The organism is Geomonas sp. Red276 (genome assembly GCF_054784495.1).
On record NZ_BLXW01000017.1, the window covers coordinates 99,735 to 120,731 of the forward strand.

Consider the following 20,997-nt stretch of genomic DNA (forward strand, 5'->3'; position numbering starts at 1 on the left):
AGCAGGATCGTCTTGTGACATTACAGTCTCTTGCCCGCCTTGTTACAGTTGGGTAAACAATCGACTCTTACCTGATTTGCACCTTGTAGGTGACGGAGAAGGAGGCCCCGGAGGGGTTCATGGTGCCGGTCATCGGGATCTTCCAGTTGGTGACCTTGGCGTCGTATCCCGCACTGGCGCCGCCGCCTCCCGAGGTGGGGGTATAGGTCCAGGTGGAGCCGTTGTCGGAGGAGTACACCGGGGTCCCCATGGTCACCCCGGAGGGGGTGGCGCCGTCGTTGAACTGGAAGGGCGCGCCGCTTCCGTAGCTGTTGAGCCCGAACGCCGTGTAGGGGCTCACCGTGTCGCTGACCACGACGGTGGTGGCGTAACCGCCACTTGGGTTGGTGACGGTGCCGGTGTAGGTGATGACGTCCCCGGGCTTCCCGGTAGTCGGATTGGCCGTCTTGACCACCGAGAGGACCGGCGTGCCGGTGACCACCATGGAGGCCGGGGCGGCGGAGGCGCTCCCCGCGTTGGTGGTGGAGATGGCCACCGAGCCGCTGCTGTTCTGGTAGCTCCCGGTGGCGGTGGCGGCCACGTTGACGTTCACCGTGCAGGTGGCCCCCCCAGATAGCGTCACCCCCGACAGGATGAGCGACGTCCCGTTGGCGGCGGCGGTGACCGTCCCGGCCGAGCAGTTGCAGATGGTCGAGACCGCGGAGCAGGTGGTGCTGGCCGAGGAGAAGTTGTACAGGTTCCCGGGATAGCTGTCGGTGAAGGCGAGCCCGGTGATCGGGATGGTGTTGGGGTTGGAGAGGGTGAAGGTCAGGACCGTGGCGCTGTTCACGAGCGTCATGGTCGGCGCGAACTGCACCGTCGCGGCCGGCGGCTGCAGGACGTTGAGGGTTCCCGAGGCGCTCTTGCTCCCGGCGTTGGTGGTGCTGACCGTGAGGGAGTTCAGGTAGCTCCCGGCGTTGGGGCCGTTGACGTTCAGGGTGATGGTGCAGGTGCTCTTGGCGGCGATGGTCCCCCCGGAGAGCGTAACGGAGAGGTTGTCGGCGGCTACCGTGGCGGCGGCGCCGCAGGCGGCCCCGGTCGAGATGCCGGAAGGGGAGGAGGCTTGCATCCCGCTCGGGAAGGAGTCGGTGAAGCTCACCCCGGTCAGGGAGATGCTCGAGTTCGGGTTGTAGATCGAGATGGTGAGCTGGGAGTTGAGCCCCTGTCCCACCTGGCTCGGGGAGAACGACTTGGTGACGGTCGGGGCGGCCACGGCGGCCACCACGAGCTGTCCGCTCGCCGCGGCGGCAGTGGCGGCGTTGGAGCTGGTGATGGTGGTGGTGGTGTTGGTGTAGGTCCCGATGGTGGAGGCGGTGACCGGCACCGAGACGTAGCAGCTCCCGTTGGCGGGAATGGTCCCCCCGGAGAGCGAGATCCCCTTGTTGGTGTTGATGACCCCGGTGGAGCCGCCGCAGTTGCTGGTGATCACCCCGGCCACCGTCATCTGCGCCGGCGAGGTCGGGAAGGTATCGGTGAAGGCGACCCCGTTGATCGCGATGGTGTTGGCGCTCGGGTTGGTGAGCGTGATGGTGAGGGTGGCGCTCCCGCCGGTCTCGATCTGGGTGGGGGAGAAGCTCTTCACCACGGTCGGCGCGGTCTGCTGGGTGGCGGTCAGGGTGGCGCTCGCGGCGGTGCCGGTCAAGGCGACCGGGCCGGTGCCGGTGGGGGCCCCGGTGGTGTTGGTGTAGCTCGCGTTGGTGGTCACCGTCTGGGTGATGGTGCAGGTTCCCCCGGCCACGATGGTGCCGGTGTTGAATCCGACCGCGGTGCCCGCGTTGGCGCCGCCGGTCAGGGTGGCGCTCCCCGCACCGCTGCAGGCGACGCTACCGGTACCGCTGTTGACGAGCCCCCCGCTGTAGCTGTCGGAGATTGCCACCCCGGTGATGCTGCCGGGGTTGGCGGCCGGGTTGGTCACCGTGATCGTCATCGTCGAGGTACCCCCGGCCGGGATGCTCGCCGGGGAAAAGGTCTTGGTGACGGTGGGCGGAGCGTAGACGTTGACGGTGTCGCTCGCTGCCACCGTGTTATTCCCCGCCGTGGTCTGCAGATCCCCCACCGCGATGGTGTCGCTTCCCGATCCCGCCCCGGAGCTGACGATGTTGACGATGATGGTGCAGCCGCCGGTCGGGATGGTGCTCCCGCTCGCCATGGTGAAGCTGGTGGACCCGGCGGTGGCGGTGACCCCCCCGCAGGTGCCGGTGCTCCCCGCGGTGCCGATGGTCATCCCGGCGGGGAGGACGTCGGTGAAGGCGCTGGTCAGGGCGATCGCCCCGGCGTTGGCGTTGCCGAGGGTGACGGTCAGCGTGGTGGTCCCCCCGGTGGGCAGGTTGGTGGCGGCGAAATCCTCGGCTACCGTCGGTGCGATGGGGGCGACCGTCAGGGTGGCCGAGGCCCCGGTTCCGGTCAGGGCGGCCGGCCCGGTGGCGGTGGGGGGCGCGGTGGTGTTGGCGTAGGAGGCGGTCGCCGAGACGCTCTGGGTGATGGTGCAGGTCCCCCCCGGCACGATGGTGCCTGCGGTGAAGCCGACCGAGTTGCCGCCGCTTCCCCCGCCGGAGAGGGTGGCGCTCCCGCCGCCGCTGCACGCCACGCTTCCCGCGGCCGTGTTGGTGAGCCCCCCGACGTAACTGTCGGAGAGCGCCACCCCGGTGATGTTGCCGGGATTGGCCGACGGGTTGGTGACGGTGATGGTCATGGTCGAGCTCCCGCCGTAGGAGACGCTGGCGGGGGAGAATGCCTTGGTGACGGTGGGGGGGGCGTACACGGCGAGCGATGCGCTCACCGCCGTCTGGTTGTTCCCCATGGAGGTTTGCAGGGCTCCCGCCGCGATGGTGTCGACCGCCGTTCCCGCCGTACTACTGGTGACGCTGACCACGATGGTGCACCCGCCGACCGGGATGGAGGTCCCGTTGGCCATGGTGAGGCTTCCCGCCCCGGCACCCGCGGTGACCCCGGTGCAGGTCCCCGTGTTGCCGGCGGTGGCGATGGTCATGCCGGCGGGGAAGGTGTCGGTGAAGGCGCTGGTGAGCGTGATCGGGACCCCGTTGGTGTTCCCGATGGTAAGCGTCATGCTCGTGGTCCCCCCGGTCGCCATGCTGGAGGTGCCGAATACCTTGGCAATGGTGGGGGGTTGGGGGCCGTTGAGGGTGGCGCTGGCGGCGACCGCGTTGGAGCCTGCGTTGGTGGTGGTCACCGCTCCCGCCGCGATCGTGTTGGTGTAGGTGTTCGAGGAGGTGATGGTGGTGTTCACCGTGATGGTGCAGCTCGCGTTGGCCGGGATGACCCCGGTAGCGAGCTTCAGGCTCGTTCCGTTATTGGCGGCCGTCAGCGTGCCGCTGCAGCCGGTCCCGGTGATGGCGGCGCCGGCCGAGGCGGTATTTTGCAGCCCGCTCGGGTAGCCGTCGGTGAAGGCCGCCCCGGTGATGGCGACCGCATTGGGATTGGTCAGCACCACGCTCATCACCGAGGTCGATCCCACGTTGACCGAGTTGGGCGAAAACGACTTGGTCACCGTCGGGGTAGCCATCACCACCAGGGTCCCCGAGGCAGAGCTCCCGGTACCCGCGTTGGTGGTGGTGACCGCCCCGGTGGAGTTCGTGTAGCTTCCCGCCGTCGGGCTGGTGGTGGTCACGGTAACGGTGCAGGAACCGTTGGCGGGGATGGTCGCCCCGGAGAGGGAGAGGGTGCCGCCGGTGGCGCCGTTGGTCGAGTTGGTCGTCCCGCCGGTGCAGGTGGTCGCGTCGTTGAGCGCCGCCGTGTTGAAGAGACCGGCCGGATAGGTGTCGCTGAAGGAGGCCCCCGTGATGGCGGTCGCGTTCGGGTTGGTGAGGGTCACCGTCATCACCGAGGTCCCTCCCGGTAGGATGGTGCCGGGGGATGCGAAGGCCTTGGTGATGGTCGGGGGATTGAGGACCACCAGGTTGACGTTGGTCCCCGCCGCCACGCTGGTGGTGTTGGTGGTGGTCACCGCCGGGGTGCGGTTGGTGTAGGTCCCGGCGTTGGCAGCGGAGACGCTGGCGGAAAAGGTGCAGGTGGTATTGGCGGGGATGGTCCCCCCGGTCAGCACCAGCGAGCTTCCCCCTGCGGTGGCGGTGAGCGTGCCGCTGCACCCGGTCCCGGTGATGGTGGGGGCGGGAGTGGCGGTGTTGAAGAGGTTGGCCGGATAGCTGTCGGTAAAGGCCGCCCCGGTGATGGGGACCGCGTCCGGGTTGGTGATGGCGATGTTGACCGACGACGGGAGGTTCACCCCCACCTGGTTGGGGGTGAAGCTCTTGGCCACCGTCGGCGGGCTCATGGCGGTGAAGGTAGCCGTCGCCGCCGCGGTGTTGCTCGGCAGGGCGGTGGCCGTGGTGGCTATGGCCCCGGCAGAGATGGTGTTCGTGTAGGTCGCGCCGAGGGTGGCTCCCTTGACGGTGACCGAGGCGGTGCAGCTCCCGTTGGCCGGTATCGTGTTGCCGGTCCCGGTCAGCCTGAGGGTGCTCCCCCCGCCGGTGGCCGAGACCGTTCCCCCGCAGGTGGTGGAGGCGGCCGGGGTGGTCGCGTTGGTGAGGCCGGTCGGGTAGGTGTCGGTGAAGGTGACCCCGGTGGCCGGGATGTTGTTCGGGTTGGAAAGGGTCACCGTCATCACCGAGGTCGAGGCGACGGAGGTGACCGTGGCGGGGGAGAATGCCTTGGTGACCGTCAGCGGGGAGTAGGAGTTGATGGTCGCGGTGACGCTGTCGTTCCCCGGGTAAAAGTCGGTGATCGCCCCCGGGATGGTGAGGCTCGCCGTATTGGAGAAGGAGTTCCCGATCGGTACCGAGTTGACGGTGGCGTTGACCCTGAAGGCGACCGATCCCCCCTTGGTGAGGTTGACCGTGGTGTTGATGTTGCCGCTTCCCGAGGCGGCTCCGCAGGAGGTGGCCCCCCCCGTCGAGGAGCCGGCGGTCACCACCGAGCAGGTCCACGACCCCGCCGTCAGGTTGGAGGGGAAGATGTCGGTGACCCCCACGCCGGAGGCGTAGATGTCGTTGGGGCCGTTGTTGGTGGCGGTCAGGAGGTACTGGAACGACGAATTGAGGTTCGCGTTGGCGATCTGGGTGGAGGTGCCGGTGGTGACCGGGACCTTGGTGATCCCGAGGTCGATGGAGGTGCTTTGCCCGAGCGAGGTGATCAGGAGGTTCCTGACGTCGTGGTAGTTGTTGGCCCCCCCGGTACTGGCCCCGAAGCCGACCCTCAGGGTCTGGGAGGGGGAGATGGTGGGGAGCGACTGGTTGCTCACCACCTGCACCGGGATGGTGTTGTAGCCGAACTGGACCCAGGCGTTCAGGACCGGGTTGGGGGCCGGCGATATCTGGATCATCACCTTGCGATAGCCGGTGCCGGTCTGGCTCGGCCGCGAGGTGCCCCCCCCGGTATAGAGCCCGCCGTAGCCGGTGGTGGAGGACGAGGTGGCCACCCAGGGGTAGGAGGAGGGATCCAGCGTGGAGCCGACCGCGCCGCCACCGAAGCCGACCACCGTGCCGCGGACGGTGATGGTGTTGGCGTCGAGGTTCGAGGAGTTGGTGTTCCACCCCATGAAGCGCCCCTCGGTACAGGCCGCGTAGTTGCCGTACTCGTCGATGCCGATGCCGACGTAGCCGCCGCTCACCCCGGGGACCGCCGGCGAGACGCTGGTTCCGCCGTTGCAGATCGGGTTGTTGGCCATCTTCTGTGCGTAGCCGAGCGATCCCCCGAAGGCGCCGATGTTGAAGGTCGGGACGTCGGAGTCGAAGAGAAAGACGCTGGTGCCGTCGGCGCCGCTTCCCCCCCAGGCCGCATAGTCGAACTGGATGAGGACCCCGGCGGAGAGGTCGAAGGAGGTCGTGTTGTAGGCGAACCCGGTCTGGTTGCCGTTGGTGTTGGTGAGCCTCAGCCACCCCTGTCCCACCGGGTCGTAGGCGGGGGACGCCCCTCCGGTGCCGGTCAGGTAGGCGGAGGCGGGATTTCCCCCCAGTACCCACCCCGACGCGTTGGTGTCGGTCATGGGGGCGTTGATGATGATGTAGGCATGGAGGGTGCCGGGAAGGAGCAGGGTCAGGGCCAGCAACAGGACGGCGGACGCCACCCTCCACGCCGGTCGGGCGCCGGGGCGGCTGCACTTTGCTGTCGTTGGCTCGTTCCTGGTCAAGGGCAAGGATGGTCTCCGCGGGCTGCTACAGACACCCGGCAGTATTTCTAAGTAATTAATGTTGCAAGTGAAAAAATGCGGACATAATAAATCATCTCTTAGGCATATTCAATGATGAATTAGCGACGTTTGGTTATTTCCATAATGAGGAGTCCACCGGCTCAAGGGGAGGCGGACAGGCTGCTGCCATGGCCTGTGCCGGCCGGGGAGCTGCGGCAACGGCCGGGGAGCTGGCGGCAATGGACGTGGAGTTCGCAGTGGAGTGCGCAGTGGAGTGCGCAACGGCCCGGGGGAGAGGTGTGGGGCGGTTAAAGGGGAGGGTGGGTGAAATCAGGGGAGGGTGGGGCATTTCACCCAACCTTCGTGGCGCTCCGCTAAGGGCGGGTTCGAGGTCGGCAGGCGGACCTCGAACCCGCCCTCTACCGAAGTAGCTAACTTTCCGCCGGTTGCGGCGGCTCCTTGGCAGCGGCCTCCGGGTAAGGCGGCCGATGGGGCGCGGTTGGCAGGCATCGTGCAGAAGATAGAGCAAATCGAACGATTCATGGAAGCACCTTCATCGCTGGTGGGTGGCCCGGTCTTCAAAACCGGTGAGGGGGATGAGAAATCTCCCTGGTGGGTTCGATTCCCATGTGCTTCCGCCAAAATCATCAAGGCCCCTGAGCTCCTCAGGGGCCTTGGTCGTTTGAAGGGGTGGCGGCTCCCCGGGTGCTTCCTATCCTCCCAGTCATGGCGACCCCACCGTTCCCCCACCCATCCGCGGAATTTCCCCCAACCATTTCCCCCACTGCCGGGTCAGATCACCCTCATGTGCTTCTAACTCATTTGAAACAGTTACTTTTTCACCGGCCTCTGCCATCGTAATAACGGTAACTTAGCGAGTTGAAGTGTCGAATCCGCGCTGGCCCGGTTATTGCTCCCGTGGTCGTGGACTTGAATCTGATAATGAGAGGAGGTGAAGGGTGCGGATATATCGAAAAGTCCCACAGCAAATCCCATCGGCCTGGTGGTTAAGGCGGATGGGGGAGCAGCAACCATCCAGCTACCCGAGTAGCTGCGAATACTACAAAGGAGAAAAGACACCATGAAGAAAATCTTGGCAATCGCGGTAGTCGCTGGACTCTCCGCCGCTGGTACCGCCTTCGGCGGTCTTCCGGCCGGCACGGGGGTCAACGGCTCCCTGCACGACATGACGCTGGTGGTGGGAAACCAGGCGGACTCGATGGCTCGAGTCTGCGTCTTCTGCCACACCCCGCACCACGCCCAGTCCTCGGACGGCGGGTACAACCTCCCGCTGTGGAACCACACCATTCCCGACGTCACCACCTACACCCCCTACGCCTGGGCGACCCCGCTCAACTCCAACAACGGTGAGTTCACCATCACCGATCCCTTGGCCGGCCCGAGCCGTCTCTGCATGAGCTGCCATGACGGCGCCATCGCCGTCGACGAGCACAACTCCGCCTTCGGCAAGGACGCCAGCCAGGCCACCACCTCGATCTCCAACGTGACCACCTACACCAACCAGCAGGGGCGCGGGGCGCTGGGCAAGGACCTCACCCAGACCCACCCGATCGGGTTCGACTACGTGGAGCTGGCCGCCTGGCGTAACTCCAACTCCCAAAACGGCGCCCTCGACGCCAACCACAACCCGACCGGCGACACCGAGATCGTCTCCGCCGACAAAGGGTACGCCCTTTCCATCACCGTGGAAAACACCACCCAGGGCAAGTACAACTACGTTCAGCGTAACGTGGGCGGCAAGCGCATCGTCGACAACCTCTACGGCACCAACATCATGACCTGCGCCACCTGCCACGAGGTCCACAACAAAGAGAACGCTACCCAGGACAACTTCACCGACGGGCCGAAGAACCTCACCGTCGGCGGCACCACCTACCCGATGGCGGCCCCGAACTACTTCCTGTACGCGAAGCAGAGCGAGTCGCTCATCTGCCTTTCCTGCCACGTCAAGTAGACTGGCCAGCCGGTGCTGACCGGCAGGGCACCATGCTCGACTGGCAACTTTGATGCGATCTGAATTTCATTTTTTAAAGGGGACTTACGACATGAGAAAAGGACTGGCTACATTGGTCTGTCTATCTCTGGTGTCGGCGATATGGGCGTGGGTAGCCACGGCCTACACGACGTACTGGGTAGAGACCAAAACAACCACTGCCGGTGGCTCCATCACCGTGGCGAACGCGCCTAGCCTCGCCGGGGTCGGTGCCATCCGCTTTACCAGCTTCACCACCGCCCAGGCGGTTCCGGTGACGGTAACGCCGGCAACCGGCTACAAAATTTCTTCGGTCACGGTTGACAACGTCAGCCAGACCGTACCGGCCTCCGGCTCCTACACCTACAACGGCCTGCAGACTCCGAACCACACGGTGAAGATCATTGCCGGCTTCGTGGGCGCCAACGCCACCACCGCCGCCGCCAAGACCTGGCAGCTCCAGATCCAAAACGGCAGCGCCGGCGGCACCATCTCCGCCGCAGGGCACTCCGTCGGCTCCTACGGCATGAAGATGTACAACTACTCCGACACCACCCCGATTCCGGTCACCGTCACTCCGGCCGCCGGGTACTTCGTGTCGAGCGTGTACGTGAACAGCGTGCTCCAGACCGGCTTCCCGGCCACCGGCGGGTCCTACACGGTCCAGCCGTCGGCCGCCGGCAAGGTGTTCAACGTCACCGCCAACTACAAGCCGGTGGTCTACACCGTGACCACCAATGCCGGCTCGGCCGCCAACGGCATCCTTCCGGTCAACCCGAAGGTCGCCTACGGCAAGGACGTCAAGCTGGTGGTCGCCCCCATGGCTCCCTACAACTCCGTGGCCGCCATCACCCTCTCCGGTAACTACGGGGCCGCGACCATGGTCGACGCCCAGGGGAACACCTCGGCGCCCTGGAAAGGGTCGGTCGTGGTGACCATCTCCAACGTGACCGGGAACCTGAGCCTCGGCTACACCCCGGGCACCGACAACACCGGCCAGATGCAGAGCTGCACCAGCACCTGCCACCTGACCGCCTCGGCCGCCGTCCAGGCGACCGCCACCGACTGGGCCCTCTCCGGCCACAAGGCCAAGGCCGTCGACTGCGTCACCTGCCACTCCACCATGCCGGGACCGGTCGTCAAGGGCTCGGTGGACGCCGCGAGCTTCAAGGTGACCAACGCCAGCGCCGGTACCGTCGGGAGCATCTACTGCGCCCGCTGCCACGCGCAGACCGTCGCCACCGTCCAGTCCTCGCTCCACTACAACATGCCGTCCCAGCCGCTGGTCTGCACCGACTGCCACGACGCCAGCCACAACCCGAAAGGCAACCGCACCGCCTGCCAGGGGTGCCACACCTACGTGAACAACCACACCGCACAGACCATGGGGACCAAGGCCTGCGTGGAGTGCCACGACAAGCACAATCCGAAAACCGTGACCGGCACCCTCGGTACCCCGAGCGCCCACCCCGCGGTCACCCTCTACACCTTCGAGGAGGTGGGCTACCAGATGAACAACGGCCAGCCCGTCCCCGTCCAGGTCGATGCCAACGGCAAGGGGCTTCCGTACTCCCCGAAAATGACCTGCGGCACCTCCGGGTGCCACGTCAAAAACGGCGTGGACTACACCTACGACAAGATCTCCGACCACGCCTTCCACTCCGGCCAGGGGAGAAGCGAGTACCAGGACAGCGCAACCGGGAAGTTTGACGCCACCAAGAACAAGCCATGGCTACAGTCAACAGCCATGGTCGGCAAGTGGTGAAGCCCCTCGCTTCGCCAGTTGGCGAACTTCATGAATCAGAACCCCGGCTCCAGCTCCATCTCCGCCCTTGACTACGTTAACAACCTGAGCAACTTCGTATCCGGCAGCAGCAACACCGTAACCCCCGGCACCACCCCGAACACCGGTAGCCAGTTCACCATGGTCGACGCTTCGGCCTGGGATCTCTCCACCACCTGCGGCAGCTGCCACCCCGGCGGCGGCTTCGTGGAAAAAGACAGAAACGGCAAGCGCTTCAGCATGATGAACCCGGCGATCGACGGCTACACCCCCTACACCATGACCGTCTTCGACCAGTACGACCCCAACACCGGCATGCCCAACCACCAGCTTATGGGCTCCCCCTGGTCCTACCCGATGTACAACGGCCAGAACCCGGTCATCACCCCGGCTGGCTGGGGACAGGGCAATGCCGACGGCAGCCCGAAGATCATCACCATGCCCGACGGCAGCCAGATGCCGATCTTCCAGGGCCAGGTCATGATGCCCAACGTCAAGGAGATGGACTGCCTCATGTGCCACCTCCAGGGCTACAGCAACATGAAATCCTCCATCATGGCCTACAGCGGCGCACACAACGTCACCCCCTCCTTCGGCTCGGGGCTGATGAACATGTTCACCCAGGCCTACGACTTCACCACCGGCATGATCACCAAGGACGCCAACGGTGTCGTCTCCCTCACCCCGGCCTTCTTCGCGAAGATGAAGGCCCAGCCTGACACCCAGAACTGCCGCAACTGCCACATGCCTTCCGGCCTGAAAGACCTGCCGGACATGTTCAACGACTTCCTGTCGTCGGCACCTATGCAGTACATCAACCAGTTCACCCAGTCCTTCACCGGCCTCTCCATGCCGGCCTACGACTTCGGTGCCGTCTTCGGCTCCAGCCCCGACTGGACGCTGGGGATGGGGAGCTTCCAGACCTCTCCGGTGGTCTACATGACCCAGACCGGCATGGGGAGCACCCTTACCGGTTACTCTCCAGCCATTCCGGCCGGCTGGCCTTCCGCCATGGGTAGGACCCCCTACAACCAGGCCGCCTTCGACAACTTCTCGGCCGCCAACCCCGGCATGAAGCAGTACTTCGTCGGCGGTGGCAACCCGGCCGGCGTGGGCCTTGGCCCGATCTTCTACCAGGCCTTCACCCCGCAGGGGAACTACGACCAGAACTCGCTCAAGAAGAGCGTGGTCCCCTTCCCGAGGGCTGAGTGGTTCAAGCGCGGTGACCTCTGGGCTCCGGGCTACGACGTCCACCTCAACCTCGAGTGCGCTGGCTGCCACATGAACACCAACACCACCAAGACCGACGTGTTCACCAACCCGACCAGCTCCACCATCGCCACCACGAGCTTCGACGGCAAGAGCCTTTGCGACCCCGGCAAGGGGTACGACAGCGCGGCCGGCGTTGAGGGTAACGCCGCCAAGCGGGCAACCGTCAACAGCCAGAACACCGTCAAGCGTTGCGAGAACTGCCACGTCACCGGCCTCAACGCCGACGGCGTAGCGATCGACACCTTCGGCGCTCCCAACCCGACTGCCGCCCACCAGGCCGCGGGGCTCCTCAAGAACGTCACCCAGGCACTCAAGACCACCGACGGCACCAACGAGGTCGCCTTCACCGGCAACCACCTCGACGTCCTCGACTGCACCGTCTGCCATCTGGCCCGCAAGCAGATGGTGGTGCGCGAACTCGATGCCACCTCCGGTAACCGCTACCCCAACATGCTCGGTTTCGACACCAGCCGCGGCATGATGGGGATGTTCTCCGACCCGATGGGGATGGGCGCTCCGGTCGGCAACAACCTGACCGAGTGGCAGCCCCTGTACACCTGGCAGAAAAACGGCAACTACTGGAAGACCAAGGACGACCACAGCGTCAACGCCGATTGGCGCCGCAAGGTCTACGCGGTCAACATCATCACCGCCGGTATCTGGAACAACACCGATCCCACCGTCGACGCCAACGGCGACGGCGTGACCGGTGCGCCCCCCATGCACCACGCCGGCGATTACCCGGGGGCCCTCACCGCCAACTACGATCCCTGGATCGCCCGCGACATGAAGGCCGGCATCAACTACGGACCTTCCGGCTTCGCCCCGATCCCGGTCGGCTTCGGCCCCGGCCAGTACGCCTCCGCCTACGCCGCCGACGGCTCCTTCACCGGTGCCTGGTCCTACGTCGGCGTCTACGGCGGCAACATCCTCTTCTCCACTCCGGAGGAGATCACCAACTACAAGGCCTACCGTGAGCAGATCAAAGGCGCGGTCGACAACAAGTCCTGGGCCGGTACCCAGCTCGCCTTCATCGGCGGGCCGTACAAGGTGACCCACGGCATCCGCCCGGTCAGCACCTTCGTCCTCGGCAAGAGCTGCACCGACTGCCACTCCGCCACCCCGAAAGCGCAGATCTTCTCCGGCGACTTCGACATGCTCGGCACCGCCATCAAGGCTACCGCCGGCGGCCAGTTCATGATGTCCCCGGCCGAGCAGTGGAAAGTTGTCGGCAAGGCTGCCGACATCGAGACCGGCGCGGAACTCTCCACCAAGGCCGGTGGCGCCCTCGAGATCAAGTTCGACGAACTTGGCAACTGGGATCCCGCTACCAAGACCTTTACCCCCGCGGCTGACGGGGCCTTCAAGAGCGTGAAACCCCTCGACCGGTCGGAAGCGATGTACCCGATCGAGCAGACCTTCACCGACGTCCTGGGCAGAACCTACGCCAACCGCGCTGCCTGGATCCAGTACCTCACCAACCCGACCGCCATTTCCAGCACCGCTGGCCAGCTGGCTCCCTGACGGTGAGGACTGAACTGTAATTGCAATGCACGTGTGCCCGGTGGCGGCTGCCGCCGCCGGGCACCTCTTCAGGCGCCACGCGCCCAGAAAAGGATGGTTATGCAGAGAAGTTCGCTGGTGAAGAGGATCGCTTTGGCAGGGGCGGCCTGCGCCCTGCTGATGGCCGCCGCGCTTCCGGCCCGCGCCTTCGACGGGATCGAGATCGCCCAGGTGAAACAGCGCGCCGAGCAGGGTGACGCCGCGGCCCAGTCTAAACTGGGGGTGCTCTACTCGTCGGGTGTGGGAATGAGGATGGACAAGAAGGAAGCGGTGAAGTGGTATCAAAAGGCTGCCGACCAGGGGTACCCGGTCGGGCAGTGGAACCTGGCCTTCATGTACGTGAGGGGGGAAGGGGTGGAGGCCGATCTGGTCAAGGCCCGGGAGCTCTTCACCAAGGCTGCGGAAACGGGCTTTGCCAACGCCCAGTACGACCTCGGGGTGATGTTCCTCGACGGGCTGGGAGGTAAGCAGGACCGGGAGGAGGCGAAGAAATGGTTTTCCAGGGCGGCCGGCCAGGGGTACCGGGAGGCCAAGAAGATGCTCGAGGAGCTTGCCGAACCCCTGAAGGTGGCACAAGAGAAGAATCCGACGACGACCAAAAGCACGCCCACGGGGCAGTGATGAGATACTGGGTGAATTAATTAACATGGAGGATACTGCAATGAAATTGGCAACACACATGAAAAAGGCGATGGCGGTGGCGCTGGCGGCGATGGTGATGGCCGGCTGCTCGGTGGCGGCCAACAAGGTGACTCCTTCCAACCCCGAGTTCGCCTCGGCCGACCTGGCCAGGACGGTGGCCCGGGTGAACGGGACCGATATCACCGCCCTGGAGCTGAAGCGGGCGGAGAAGATCCTTCTGGCGAACAAGCCGGGGATGCAGGTTCCCCCCCTTCTCCAGAAGGATTTCCAGCAGCAGGCGTTGAACCAGCTGATCAGCACCGAGCTTCTCTACCAGGCGAGCCAGAAGCTCAAGATCGACGACCTCGACCACCAGGCCGAGCTGAAGCTCGCCCAGGTCAAGGCCGGCTTCAGCGATCCCGGCCAGTACAGCCGGGAGCTCGAGAAGATCGGGATGGATGAGCATTCCTTCCTGACCTCCATCCGGCGTGACCTCGCCATCGCCTACCTCGTGAACACCGAGATCGCTCCCAACGTCGTCGTCACCGACGGCGAGATCGACAAGTTCTACCAGGACAACCCCGACAAGTTCAAAGGGGACGAGCGGGTGAGGGCCAGCCACATCCTGGTGGCGGTGGACGCCAAGATGAGCCCCGAGGAGAAAAAGGCCGCCCGGGAAAAGGCGGAGATGCTCCGGGAGCGGATCCTGAAGGGTGAGGACTTCGCCAAGGTGGCCAAGGAATTCTCCGCCTGCCCCAGCGGGAAGCAGGGGGGCGACCTCGGCTATTTCGGGAAGGGGAGGATGGACCCGGTCTTCGAGAAGGCGGCCTTCGCCCTGGCCCCCGGGGGGGTGAGCGAGGTGGTGGAAAGCCGCTTCGGCTTTCACGTGATCAAGCTGGTGGAGAGAAAGCCTGCGCAGTCGATCTCCCTCGCCCAGGCGCGCGACAGCATCCGCAACTACCTGCGGACCAAGAAGATCAACGACGCCAACGAGAAGTTCGTGGGTGATGCGAGAAAGACCGCCAAGATCGACGTGATGCTCTAAATCAACTTTATTAGGACCCCTCTCCCTCCGGGAGAGGGGCAGAACTTTAGAATTTCCTCTCCCCATGGGAGAGGGGCATGCCTTTACTATCCCCTCGCCCCCCGGGAGAGGGGCAGGGGTGAGGGAGGTTATGAAATCTACCCTCACCCGGCCTTCGGCCACCCTCTCCCGGGGGGAGAGGGGATGACTATGCAAGGGGCAGGGGTGAGGGAGATTCCGGTAGCGGGAGAGGAGATAGATAGGTGATGGAAACTTTCGACGGTGACGCTGAGACGGTACCCGGAGGACGGCTGGAAATGGAACAAAGAATGGAAAAGAAGGCAATGAACTCGAACTGCCTGATCTACGTCGCCCTGCTGGCGGCGCTCAACTTCGGGGTTCTTCTCTACGCCTCCCGGACGGTGGCCCACTACCTGACCATCGACACCGCCATGGAGCGGGTGGCCCTGGAGGCCAAACCCGCCTACGACCCCTCCCTGGCTACCCCCTGCGCAGTACCCGCTTGTCACCGCTCCGGATGGTGAGCCTCTCCTGATCGAAGTACTCCAGTAGCGGAATCATGAACTTCCGCGACAATCCCGTGAACTCCCTGAACTGTGGCGGGGTGATCTCCCCGTGTTCCCTGAGATAGCCGGTCAGCCTGCTGCGGATGTCGGCCAAAGGCGCCGGCGCGTAGTAGAGATCGCTCCTCACCTTCACCACCCTTCCTTCCCGGCTGAGGTGGTTCAGGTGCTCGTACAGCTCCTTCTCGCGGCAGCTTAGGCGCTCGCAGAGCTCTTTCACCGCCGGCGGCTCCCGGTCCGAGGCGATCAGGGTGGTCTCGAGCTCGCGCTGGAACTCGGCCTGGTCGCGGCTCACCTCCGCCGTTCTCCCCGGCAGGCGGACGAGATCCCGGTCCGAGACGGCCAGCCCCTCCTTCTCCATGCTCGCGAGCAGGGGGCCGAAGAAGCGCGGGTCGCTCCGCTTCGGTATGCGGGACTTGAGCTCCTCCTTGCCGATCCCCTCCTGCATGGTGTTTTCCCTGAGGAAAGTGACGAGCTCGTGGGAGAGCCGCTCCTTGAGATGGTCGAAGGAGGCGCGCCCCAGGAAGATGCGGGGCTCCTTGACCATCTGCACGATGGCCCCCGAGGTGAGCAGGGGAGGGAGGAGGGTGTCGAGCTTCCTGGCCGACAGCCCGCTGCGGTTCATGAGCTCTTCGATGGAGACCCCGGAGAGCAGCGACGATTCCACCATCAGCCGGATGCGGTCCTGGTCGCACCCCGATTCCACCGCCTCCAGGAGCATGAGCGCCTCGGTCGAGCGTCTGCGGCGGCGCGGCGGGGCGGGATCGAGCACCGCACCCCCTCCCAGGGTCGCCTGGGGGGAGAAGGTCCTCAAAACGAACGGGTCACCGGGGAGCAGGAGCACCGGGCGCGCCAGCCTCAACTGGGCGTAGCAGCTCTCGCCGGGCTCCAGGGCGCTGCGGTCGAAGAGGATCACCTGGGCGGCCACCTCGTAGGTCGCCGAGTGGAGCCTCAGGGTGGAGCGGTGCCCGAGCTCGCGCGGCGCCGAGGGGAGGTGGTTGAGCTTCACGTCCACCGCGCGGGTAGGGCGGTAGACGCCGCGCGGGGTGACCACGTCTCCGGGAGAGACCTCGGTGTGCTCCACCCCCTGCAGGTTGACCGCGAGCCTCTCTCCGCCGCCTCCCCGCTCTACCTTGCTGCCGAAGGACTGCACGCCGCGGACGCGGCAGGAGAGCCCGCCGGGCAGCAGTTCCACCTCGTCCCCCACCGATACCTGCCCGCTCAAAAGGGTCCCGGTCACCACGGTCCCGAACCCGGTCACCGTGAAGACGCGGTCCACAGGGAGGCGGAACGCGGCGTCGCCGCGCTTTTGCACCGTCTCGGCAGCCGCCAGTTTCAGTTCGTTTTTCAATAGCGCAAGCCCCTCGCCGGCGCGGGAGGAGACCGGGATGACGGGGGCGCCGTCGAGGAAGCTTCCCGAAAGGTATTCTCTTATCTCCTCGGCCACCAGGTCGAGCCATTCCTTTTCCACCAGGTCGCACTTGGTGAGCACCACCAGCCCCCGCTTGACCCCGAGGAGGTTGCAGATCTCCAGGTGCTCGCGGGTCTGGGGCATCACCCCCTCGTCGGCCGCGATCACCAGGAGGACCAGGTCCATCCCTCCCACCCCGGCCACCATGGTGCGGACGAACCGCTCGTGCCCGGGGACGTCCACGATGCCGAAGCGGACCTCGCCGGGGAATTCGAGATGGGCGAAGCCGAGCTCGATGGTGATGCCGCGGGCCTTCTCCTCCTTGAGCCGGTCGGTGTCGACGCCGGTCAGCGCCTTGACGAGCGAGGTCTTGCCGTGGTCGATGTGGCCGGCGGTGCCTAGAATGAGATGCTTCATGACGCTCCTTTCGGTGCCACGTGGCGGGGACCGGTGGTCCTCATCGCCAGTGGTAATACTCCGGCTGCGACTCTTCCTCGCAAGGCTCCTCGTTGGGGAGGGGGAGGGCATCCCCCTCTTCCCGTCCGGACTCGGAGAAACCGAACTTCTTCATCCGGTAGCGCAGGGTGTCCCGGCTGGTCTTCAGGAACTTGGCCGCCTTGGTCTGGTTTCCCCCCGATTTCTTCAGCGCCAGCTGGATGAGCTGCTTTTCCAGCTCCTCGAGGGAGATACCGTTGGCGGGGAGGACGATGTGCTCGCCGTTTTCGTCGGTCCTGATGGCCGTCGCGCCGCTGTTGCTTTTCCGCTCGCTCCCCCACCTGCTGATCTCGGGAGGGAGATGCTCGACCGAGAGGATCTTCTCCTGCCCGAGCATCATCAGCCGCTCGATGCAGTTCCTGAGCTCCCGCACGTTCCCCGGCCAGTCGTAACGGGAGAGGTAATCGAGGGTTTCCGGTGCCGCGCCCAGCACGTTTCTTCCGTACTCCTCGTTGAGGCTCTCGATGAAGTACTGGACCAGGGCCCCTATGTCCTCCTTGCGCTCCCGTAGCGAGGGGAGGGGGATGTGCATCACGTTGAGCCGGAAAAAGAGGTCGCCCCTGAACTTTCCCTCCTTCACCATGGAGGGGAGGTTTTGATGGGTGGCGGTGATGATCCTGACGTTGGCCTCGACGTCCTCCTGCCCACCCAGGCGGCGGAACCGCTTGGTCTCCACCGCCTTGAGGATCTTGGCCTGCATGGCGAAGGGCATGTCCCCGATCTCGTCCAGGAAGACGGAGCCACCCTCCGCCATCTCGAAGACCCCCTTGTGGAGCTTGGAGGCGTCGGTGAAGGCCCCCTTTTCGTGGCCGAAGAGCTCGTTTTCCAGCAGGTTTTCGGGGATGGAGGCGCAGTTTATCTCGATGAAGGGGGCGTCGGCCCGGGCGCTGTGGTAGTGGATGGCCTTGGCCACCAGCTCCTTGCCGGTGCCGCTCTCCCCGGTGATCAGCACAGTCTTGGCGTCGGTATCCGCGCAGATCTTGATCATCTTGAAGACCTCGATCATCTTCTGGCTGTTGCCGACCAGCTTGTCGTGCTCGGACTTCTTCCGCAGTTCCCGGCGGAAGTAGTCCACCTCCTTGCGGAGCCTCCGCTTCTCGAAGGCCCGGTGGACCACGTGTCTGATCGCCTCGATGTTGAACGGCTTGCCGAAGAAATCCTCCGCCCCGTCCTGCAGCGCCTTGACCGCTGAGTCCGCGTTGGCGTAGGCGGTGATCATGATGACGTAGAGGTCTTCGTTGGCCTTTTTGAAACGTTTGAGGAGCTCGAGCCCGTCCAGGTCGGGAAGGCAGATGTCCAGAAGGACCAGCTCGGGGCGGAACGAGGAGAACTTGGCCAGGGCCTCGTGCCCCGAGGCGGCGGTTTCCACGTCGAAACCTTCCTTCTTGAGCATGGCCGCCAGGGACCACGCGATCAGCTTTTCGTCGTCAACTACGAGGACGCGGTTTTTACTCATCGATTTGTCCTTCCTCGCTATCGGTTCCGCCGTTGGTACTCATTTTATTGGCAGATATGCATAAATGAATCCCAGAGGGTGTCGTCGCCCCTGTCCGGGGCCGGGTCGCCCCTGCTCGGTCCTGGCTGGCTCCTGCTGGTCCTGGCTCGCCGGGCCCCGGTGTCGGGGCAATTCCCTCAGTAGTGGGTGATATGACCCACCCGGAGTAGATTCCTCATGTGGGCTGGGGATTTTTACCCATCCCCGGCCGGGGGCGCCCGTGCTGGGGCAAATCACGCAGAAGTTCGCCTGGAAGCTGGTCAAAAGACCACACGAGGCCGGTCGGGCGCTCCCGGGCCTACGGCGATGGCATTCAAAAATCCTTATACATTCGGCGCCTTGGAGGAGCGGGCGCCGGAGGGCTGGTTCGCGGCCAGCTTCCCTGAAATACAACGGTTTATTCATGAGCATAATCTGTGCCGATTGTAGCCGACTCGTAATCTGTATACGAGCAGGCCGACGGCCGGGTGCGGGGGGAGTTTGATTTGGCAGGATTAATGCAGCATCAAACCGAAGCGGCTATCACTTCCCGCAGGAAGAGTTCGCCGGCCGATGCCGGTTCGCCGCAGATCTTATCGGAGTATGTTCTATGCCTGAGACCTATAATTACCAGTTGCTCGTGACATCCGAAGACGCGGACATTCCTGCCGCCGAGGTGATAGATCGCGGGTTCCCCCTCCTTGACCTGCTGGAAAACGCCAACGACCTGATCCAGAGCGTGGACGAAAAAGGGTCCTTTCTCTTCGTCAACCGGGCCTGGAAGGAGACCATGGGGTACAGCGACGAGGAGATCGCCAGGCTGAAGGTGTTCGACGTCATCAGCCCGGCCTGCCGGGACCACTGCTCGCTGCTTTTCCAGGAGATCATCCAGGGGAGGAGCGTGCGGCGGGTGGACGTCCAGTTCACCGCCAAGGATGGGAAGGTGGTTGAGCTCGAGGGGAGCATCAACTGCAGCAAGATGGAGGGAAGGCCCGCCATCACCCGCGGGATCTTCCGAGACGTGACCGACCGCAAGATCATGGAGCGCGAGCTGCAGCAGAGCGAGGACCGCTACCGCAAGCTCTTCCAGCACGCCCCCGATGCCATCGTCGTCCATTGCGACGGCACCTTCATCGATCTCAACGACGAGGCCTGCCGGCTGTTTGCCATCGATTCACCCGGCCAGGTCATCGGGACTCCGATCATCCCGTGGATTCATCCCGATTCGCGGGAATCGGTCGCCAGCAGGATTCGGCTGAGCCAGGAGACCGGGGAGACGTCGTCCCTCAGGGAGGCCAGGATCGTCCGCCGGGACGGGAGCACCGTCGACGTCGAGGCGACCGGGACCATCATCATGGTCCAGGGGAGGTCCGCCTCCCAGGTCATCCTGCGCGACATCACCGAGCGCAAGCTGGCCGAGGCGAAGAGAGCCGAGTGGAACGCCCTGCTGGAAAGGAAGGTCGAGGAGAAGACCCGCCACCTCAAGGAGGCCCAGACCAAGCTCATTCAGTCCGAGAAGATGGCCACCCTCGGCGAGGTCATCTTCGGCGCCGCCCATGAGCTCAACAACCCGCTGGCCGGTATCCTGGGGGCCATCCAGGTACTGCGCAAGTCCACACTCTCCCAGCCGATCGTGGACGAGCTGATGGAAGGGATCGACGTCCTGGAGGACATCGAGAACGCGGCCCTGCGCTGCCAGAAGATCGTGGACGACCTGACCCGCTTCTCCACCCAGGCCCGCTGCAACTTCAGCCAGATGGACCTCAACCAGGTCCTGCGCGACACCCTCGAGGTCATGGACGAGCAGTTCTCCGAGATGAGCATCCAGGTCCAGTGGAATACCGATGCGAGGCTTCCGCTCATCGACGGGGACTTCGTGAAGCTCCTCGAGGTCTTTGTAAACCTCCTGCAAAACGCCCGCAGCGCACTTTCCCACCGGGGCACCCTCGAGATCGCCACCCGCGTCATCAAGAAGTACCACGAGGCCCCACAGGTGGCAGTCAGCATCCGGGACAACGGCTGCGGGATCCCCGCCCACAACCTCAAGAAGATCTTCGACCCCTTCTTCACCACCAAACCGGTCGGCAAGGGACCGGGGCTCGGCCTCACCGTCTGCTACGGGATCATCAAGCGGCACGGCGGGGAGATCGAGGTCAAGAGTACGGTCGGCAAGGGAACCGAAGTCACCGTCATCCTCCCGGTCCGCCAGTCGAAATCGGGGTGATGGTCCCTCCTGTCCATCATCCCGCCGAGGGCTGCGCTTTCCGCGCAGCCCTCTTTTTTTGTCCGGCGCTTCGAGTTAACCCCTCGCCCCTTCAGGGGAGAGGGTGGCCGAAGGCCGGGTGAGGGAGCCATGAGTGAGAGTAGTTCGTAGGTCGTGTTGAACAGCCTTACCGTGAAACGCGACGAGCGCCTTGGCCACTGGTGCATGTCGCGTTTCGTTCCTCAACGCGACCTACCTGTCTGGCGTCTGAAGGCTTGCAGCTGGCGTCTGAAGGCTTGCAGCTGGCGTCTGAAGGCTTGCAGCTGGCGTCTGAAGGCTTGCAGCTGGCGTCTGAAGGCTTGCAGCTGGCGTCTGAAGGCTTGCAGCTGG

At 64.8% G+C, this 20,997-nt stretch carries 10 protein-coding genes and 1 tRNA gene; 8 read left to right on the forward strand and 3 right to left on the reverse strand.

Features of this window, described 5'->3' with window-relative positions; all coding sequences use genetic code 11:
• Window positions 1–67: 67 nt before the first annotated feature.
• Entirely contained in the window at window positions 68–6,190 is a 6,123-nt protein-coding gene (locus ACYVL5_RS13425; RefSeq protein ID WP_460596085.1) for a DUF7933 domain-containing protein, read from the reverse strand.
• 537 nt (window positions 6,191–6,727) lie between these two features.
• Here ACYVL5_RS13425 and ACYVL5_RS13430 point away from each other — a divergent pair.
• From ACYVL5_RS13430 to ACYVL5_RS13460, 7 genes are all read left to right on the forward strand, one after another.
• A tRNA-Sec gene (locus ACYVL5_RS13430) sits at window positions 6,728–6,825 on the forward strand.
• A gap of 440 nt (window positions 6,826–7,265) precedes the next feature.
• Window positions 7,266–8,159 (forward strand): cytochrome C, encoded by an 894-nt coding sequence (locus ACYVL5_RS13435; RefSeq protein ID WP_460596086.1) that lies wholly within the window; start codon window positions 7,266–7,268, stop codon window positions 8,157–8,159.
• A 91-nt stretch (window positions 8,160–8,250) separates the two neighbouring features.
• Window positions 8,251–9,942, forward strand: a complete 1,692-nt coding sequence (locus tag ACYVL5_RS13440; protein ID WP_460596087.1) for a hypothetical protein — start codon at window positions 8,251–8,253, stop codon at window positions 9,940–9,942.
• A 30-nt stretch (window positions 9,943–9,972) separates the two neighbouring features.
• The gene (locus ACYVL5_RS13445; RefSeq protein ID WP_460596088.1) at window positions 9,973–12,756 is read left to right on the forward strand and encodes a PKD domain-containing protein; all 2,784 of its coding nucleotides are present in this window, start codon (window positions 9,973–9,975) and stop codon (window positions 12,754–12,756) included.
• Window positions 12,757–12,855: 99 nt separating this feature from the next.
• Window positions 12,856–13,416, forward strand: a complete 561-nt coding sequence (locus ACYVL5_RS13450; RefSeq protein WP_460596089.1) for a tetratricopeptide repeat protein — start codon at window positions 12,856–12,858, stop codon at window positions 13,414–13,416.
• Window positions 13,417–13,456: 40 nt separating this feature from the next.
• Window positions 13,457–14,461, forward strand: coding sequence for a peptidylprolyl isomerase (locus tag ACYVL5_RS13455; protein ID WP_460596090.1), 1,005 nt, complete (start codon window positions 13,457–13,459; stop codon window positions 14,459–14,461).
• 308 nt (window positions 14,462–14,769) lie between these two features.
• Window positions 14,770–14,985: a hypothetical protein gene (locus ACYVL5_RS13460; RefSeq protein WP_460596091.1), complete on the forward strand. Its 216-nt coding sequence runs from the start codon at window positions 14,770–14,772 to the stop codon at window positions 14,983–14,985.
• On the opposite strand, the gene selB is transcribed toward ACYVL5_RS13460, so the two are convergent.
• Entirely contained in the window at window positions 14,942–16,852 is a 1,911-nt protein-coding gene (selB, locus tag ACYVL5_RS13465) for a selenocysteine-specific translation elongation factor (RefSeq protein WP_460596092.1), read from the reverse strand. The two genes, ACYVL5_RS13460 and selB, sit on opposite strands and share 44 nt — an antisense overlap.
• Before the next feature lie 40 nt (window positions 16,853–16,892).
• Window positions 16,893–18,386: a sigma-54-dependent transcriptional regulator gene (locus ACYVL5_RS13470; RefSeq protein ID WP_460596093.1), complete on the reverse strand. Its 1,494-nt coding sequence runs from the start codon at window positions 18,384–18,386 to the stop codon at window positions 16,893–16,895.
• Between the two features lie 628 nt (window positions 18,387–19,014).
• Here ACYVL5_RS13470 and ACYVL5_RS13475 point away from each other — a divergent pair.
• Entirely contained in the window at window positions 19,015–20,628 is a 1,614-nt protein-coding gene (locus ACYVL5_RS13475; protein ID WP_460596094.1) for a PAS domain S-box protein, read from the forward strand.
• Window positions 20,629–20,997: the final 369 nt, after the last annotated feature.

What these genes read in the sequence shown, in the direction of transcription:
- ACYVL5_RS13435 (WP_460596086.1), top strand. Translation starts at nt 7,266, where the DNA reads ATGAAGAAAATCTTGGCAATCGCGGTAGTCGCTGGACTCTCCGCCGCT.
- ACYVL5_RS13440 (WP_460596087.1), top strand. Translation starts at nt 8,251, where the DNA reads ATGAGAAAAGGACTGGCTACATTGGTCTGTCTATCTCTGGTGTCGGCG.
- ACYVL5_RS13445 (WP_460596088.1), top strand. Translation starts at nt 9,973, where the DNA reads ATGAATCAGAACCCCGGCTCCAGCTCCATCTCCGCCCTTGACTACGTT.
- ACYVL5_RS13450 (WP_460596089.1), top strand. Translation starts at nt 12,856, where the DNA reads ATGCAGAGAAGTTCGCTGGTGAAGAGGATCGCTTTGGCAGGGGCGGCC.
- ACYVL5_RS13455 (WP_460596090.1), top strand. Translation starts at nt 13,457, where the DNA reads ATGAAATTGGCAACACACATGAAAAAGGCGATGGCGGTGGCGCTGGCG.
- ACYVL5_RS13460 (WP_460596091.1), top strand. Translation starts at nt 14,770, where the DNA reads ATGGAAAAGAAGGCAATGAACTCGAACTGCCTGATCTACGTCGCCCTG.
- selB (WP_460596092.1), bottom strand. Translation starts at nt 16,852, where the DNA reads ATGAAGCATCTCATTCTAGGCACCGCCGGCCACATCGACCACGGCAAG.
- ACYVL5_RS13470 (WP_460596093.1), bottom strand. Translation starts at nt 18,386, where the DNA reads ATGAGTAAAAACCGCGTCCTCGTAGTTGACGACGAAAAGCTGATCGCG.
- ACYVL5_RS13475 (WP_460596094.1), top strand. Translation starts at nt 19,015, where the DNA reads ATGCCTGAGACCTATAATTACCAGTTGCTCGTGACATCCGAAGACGCG.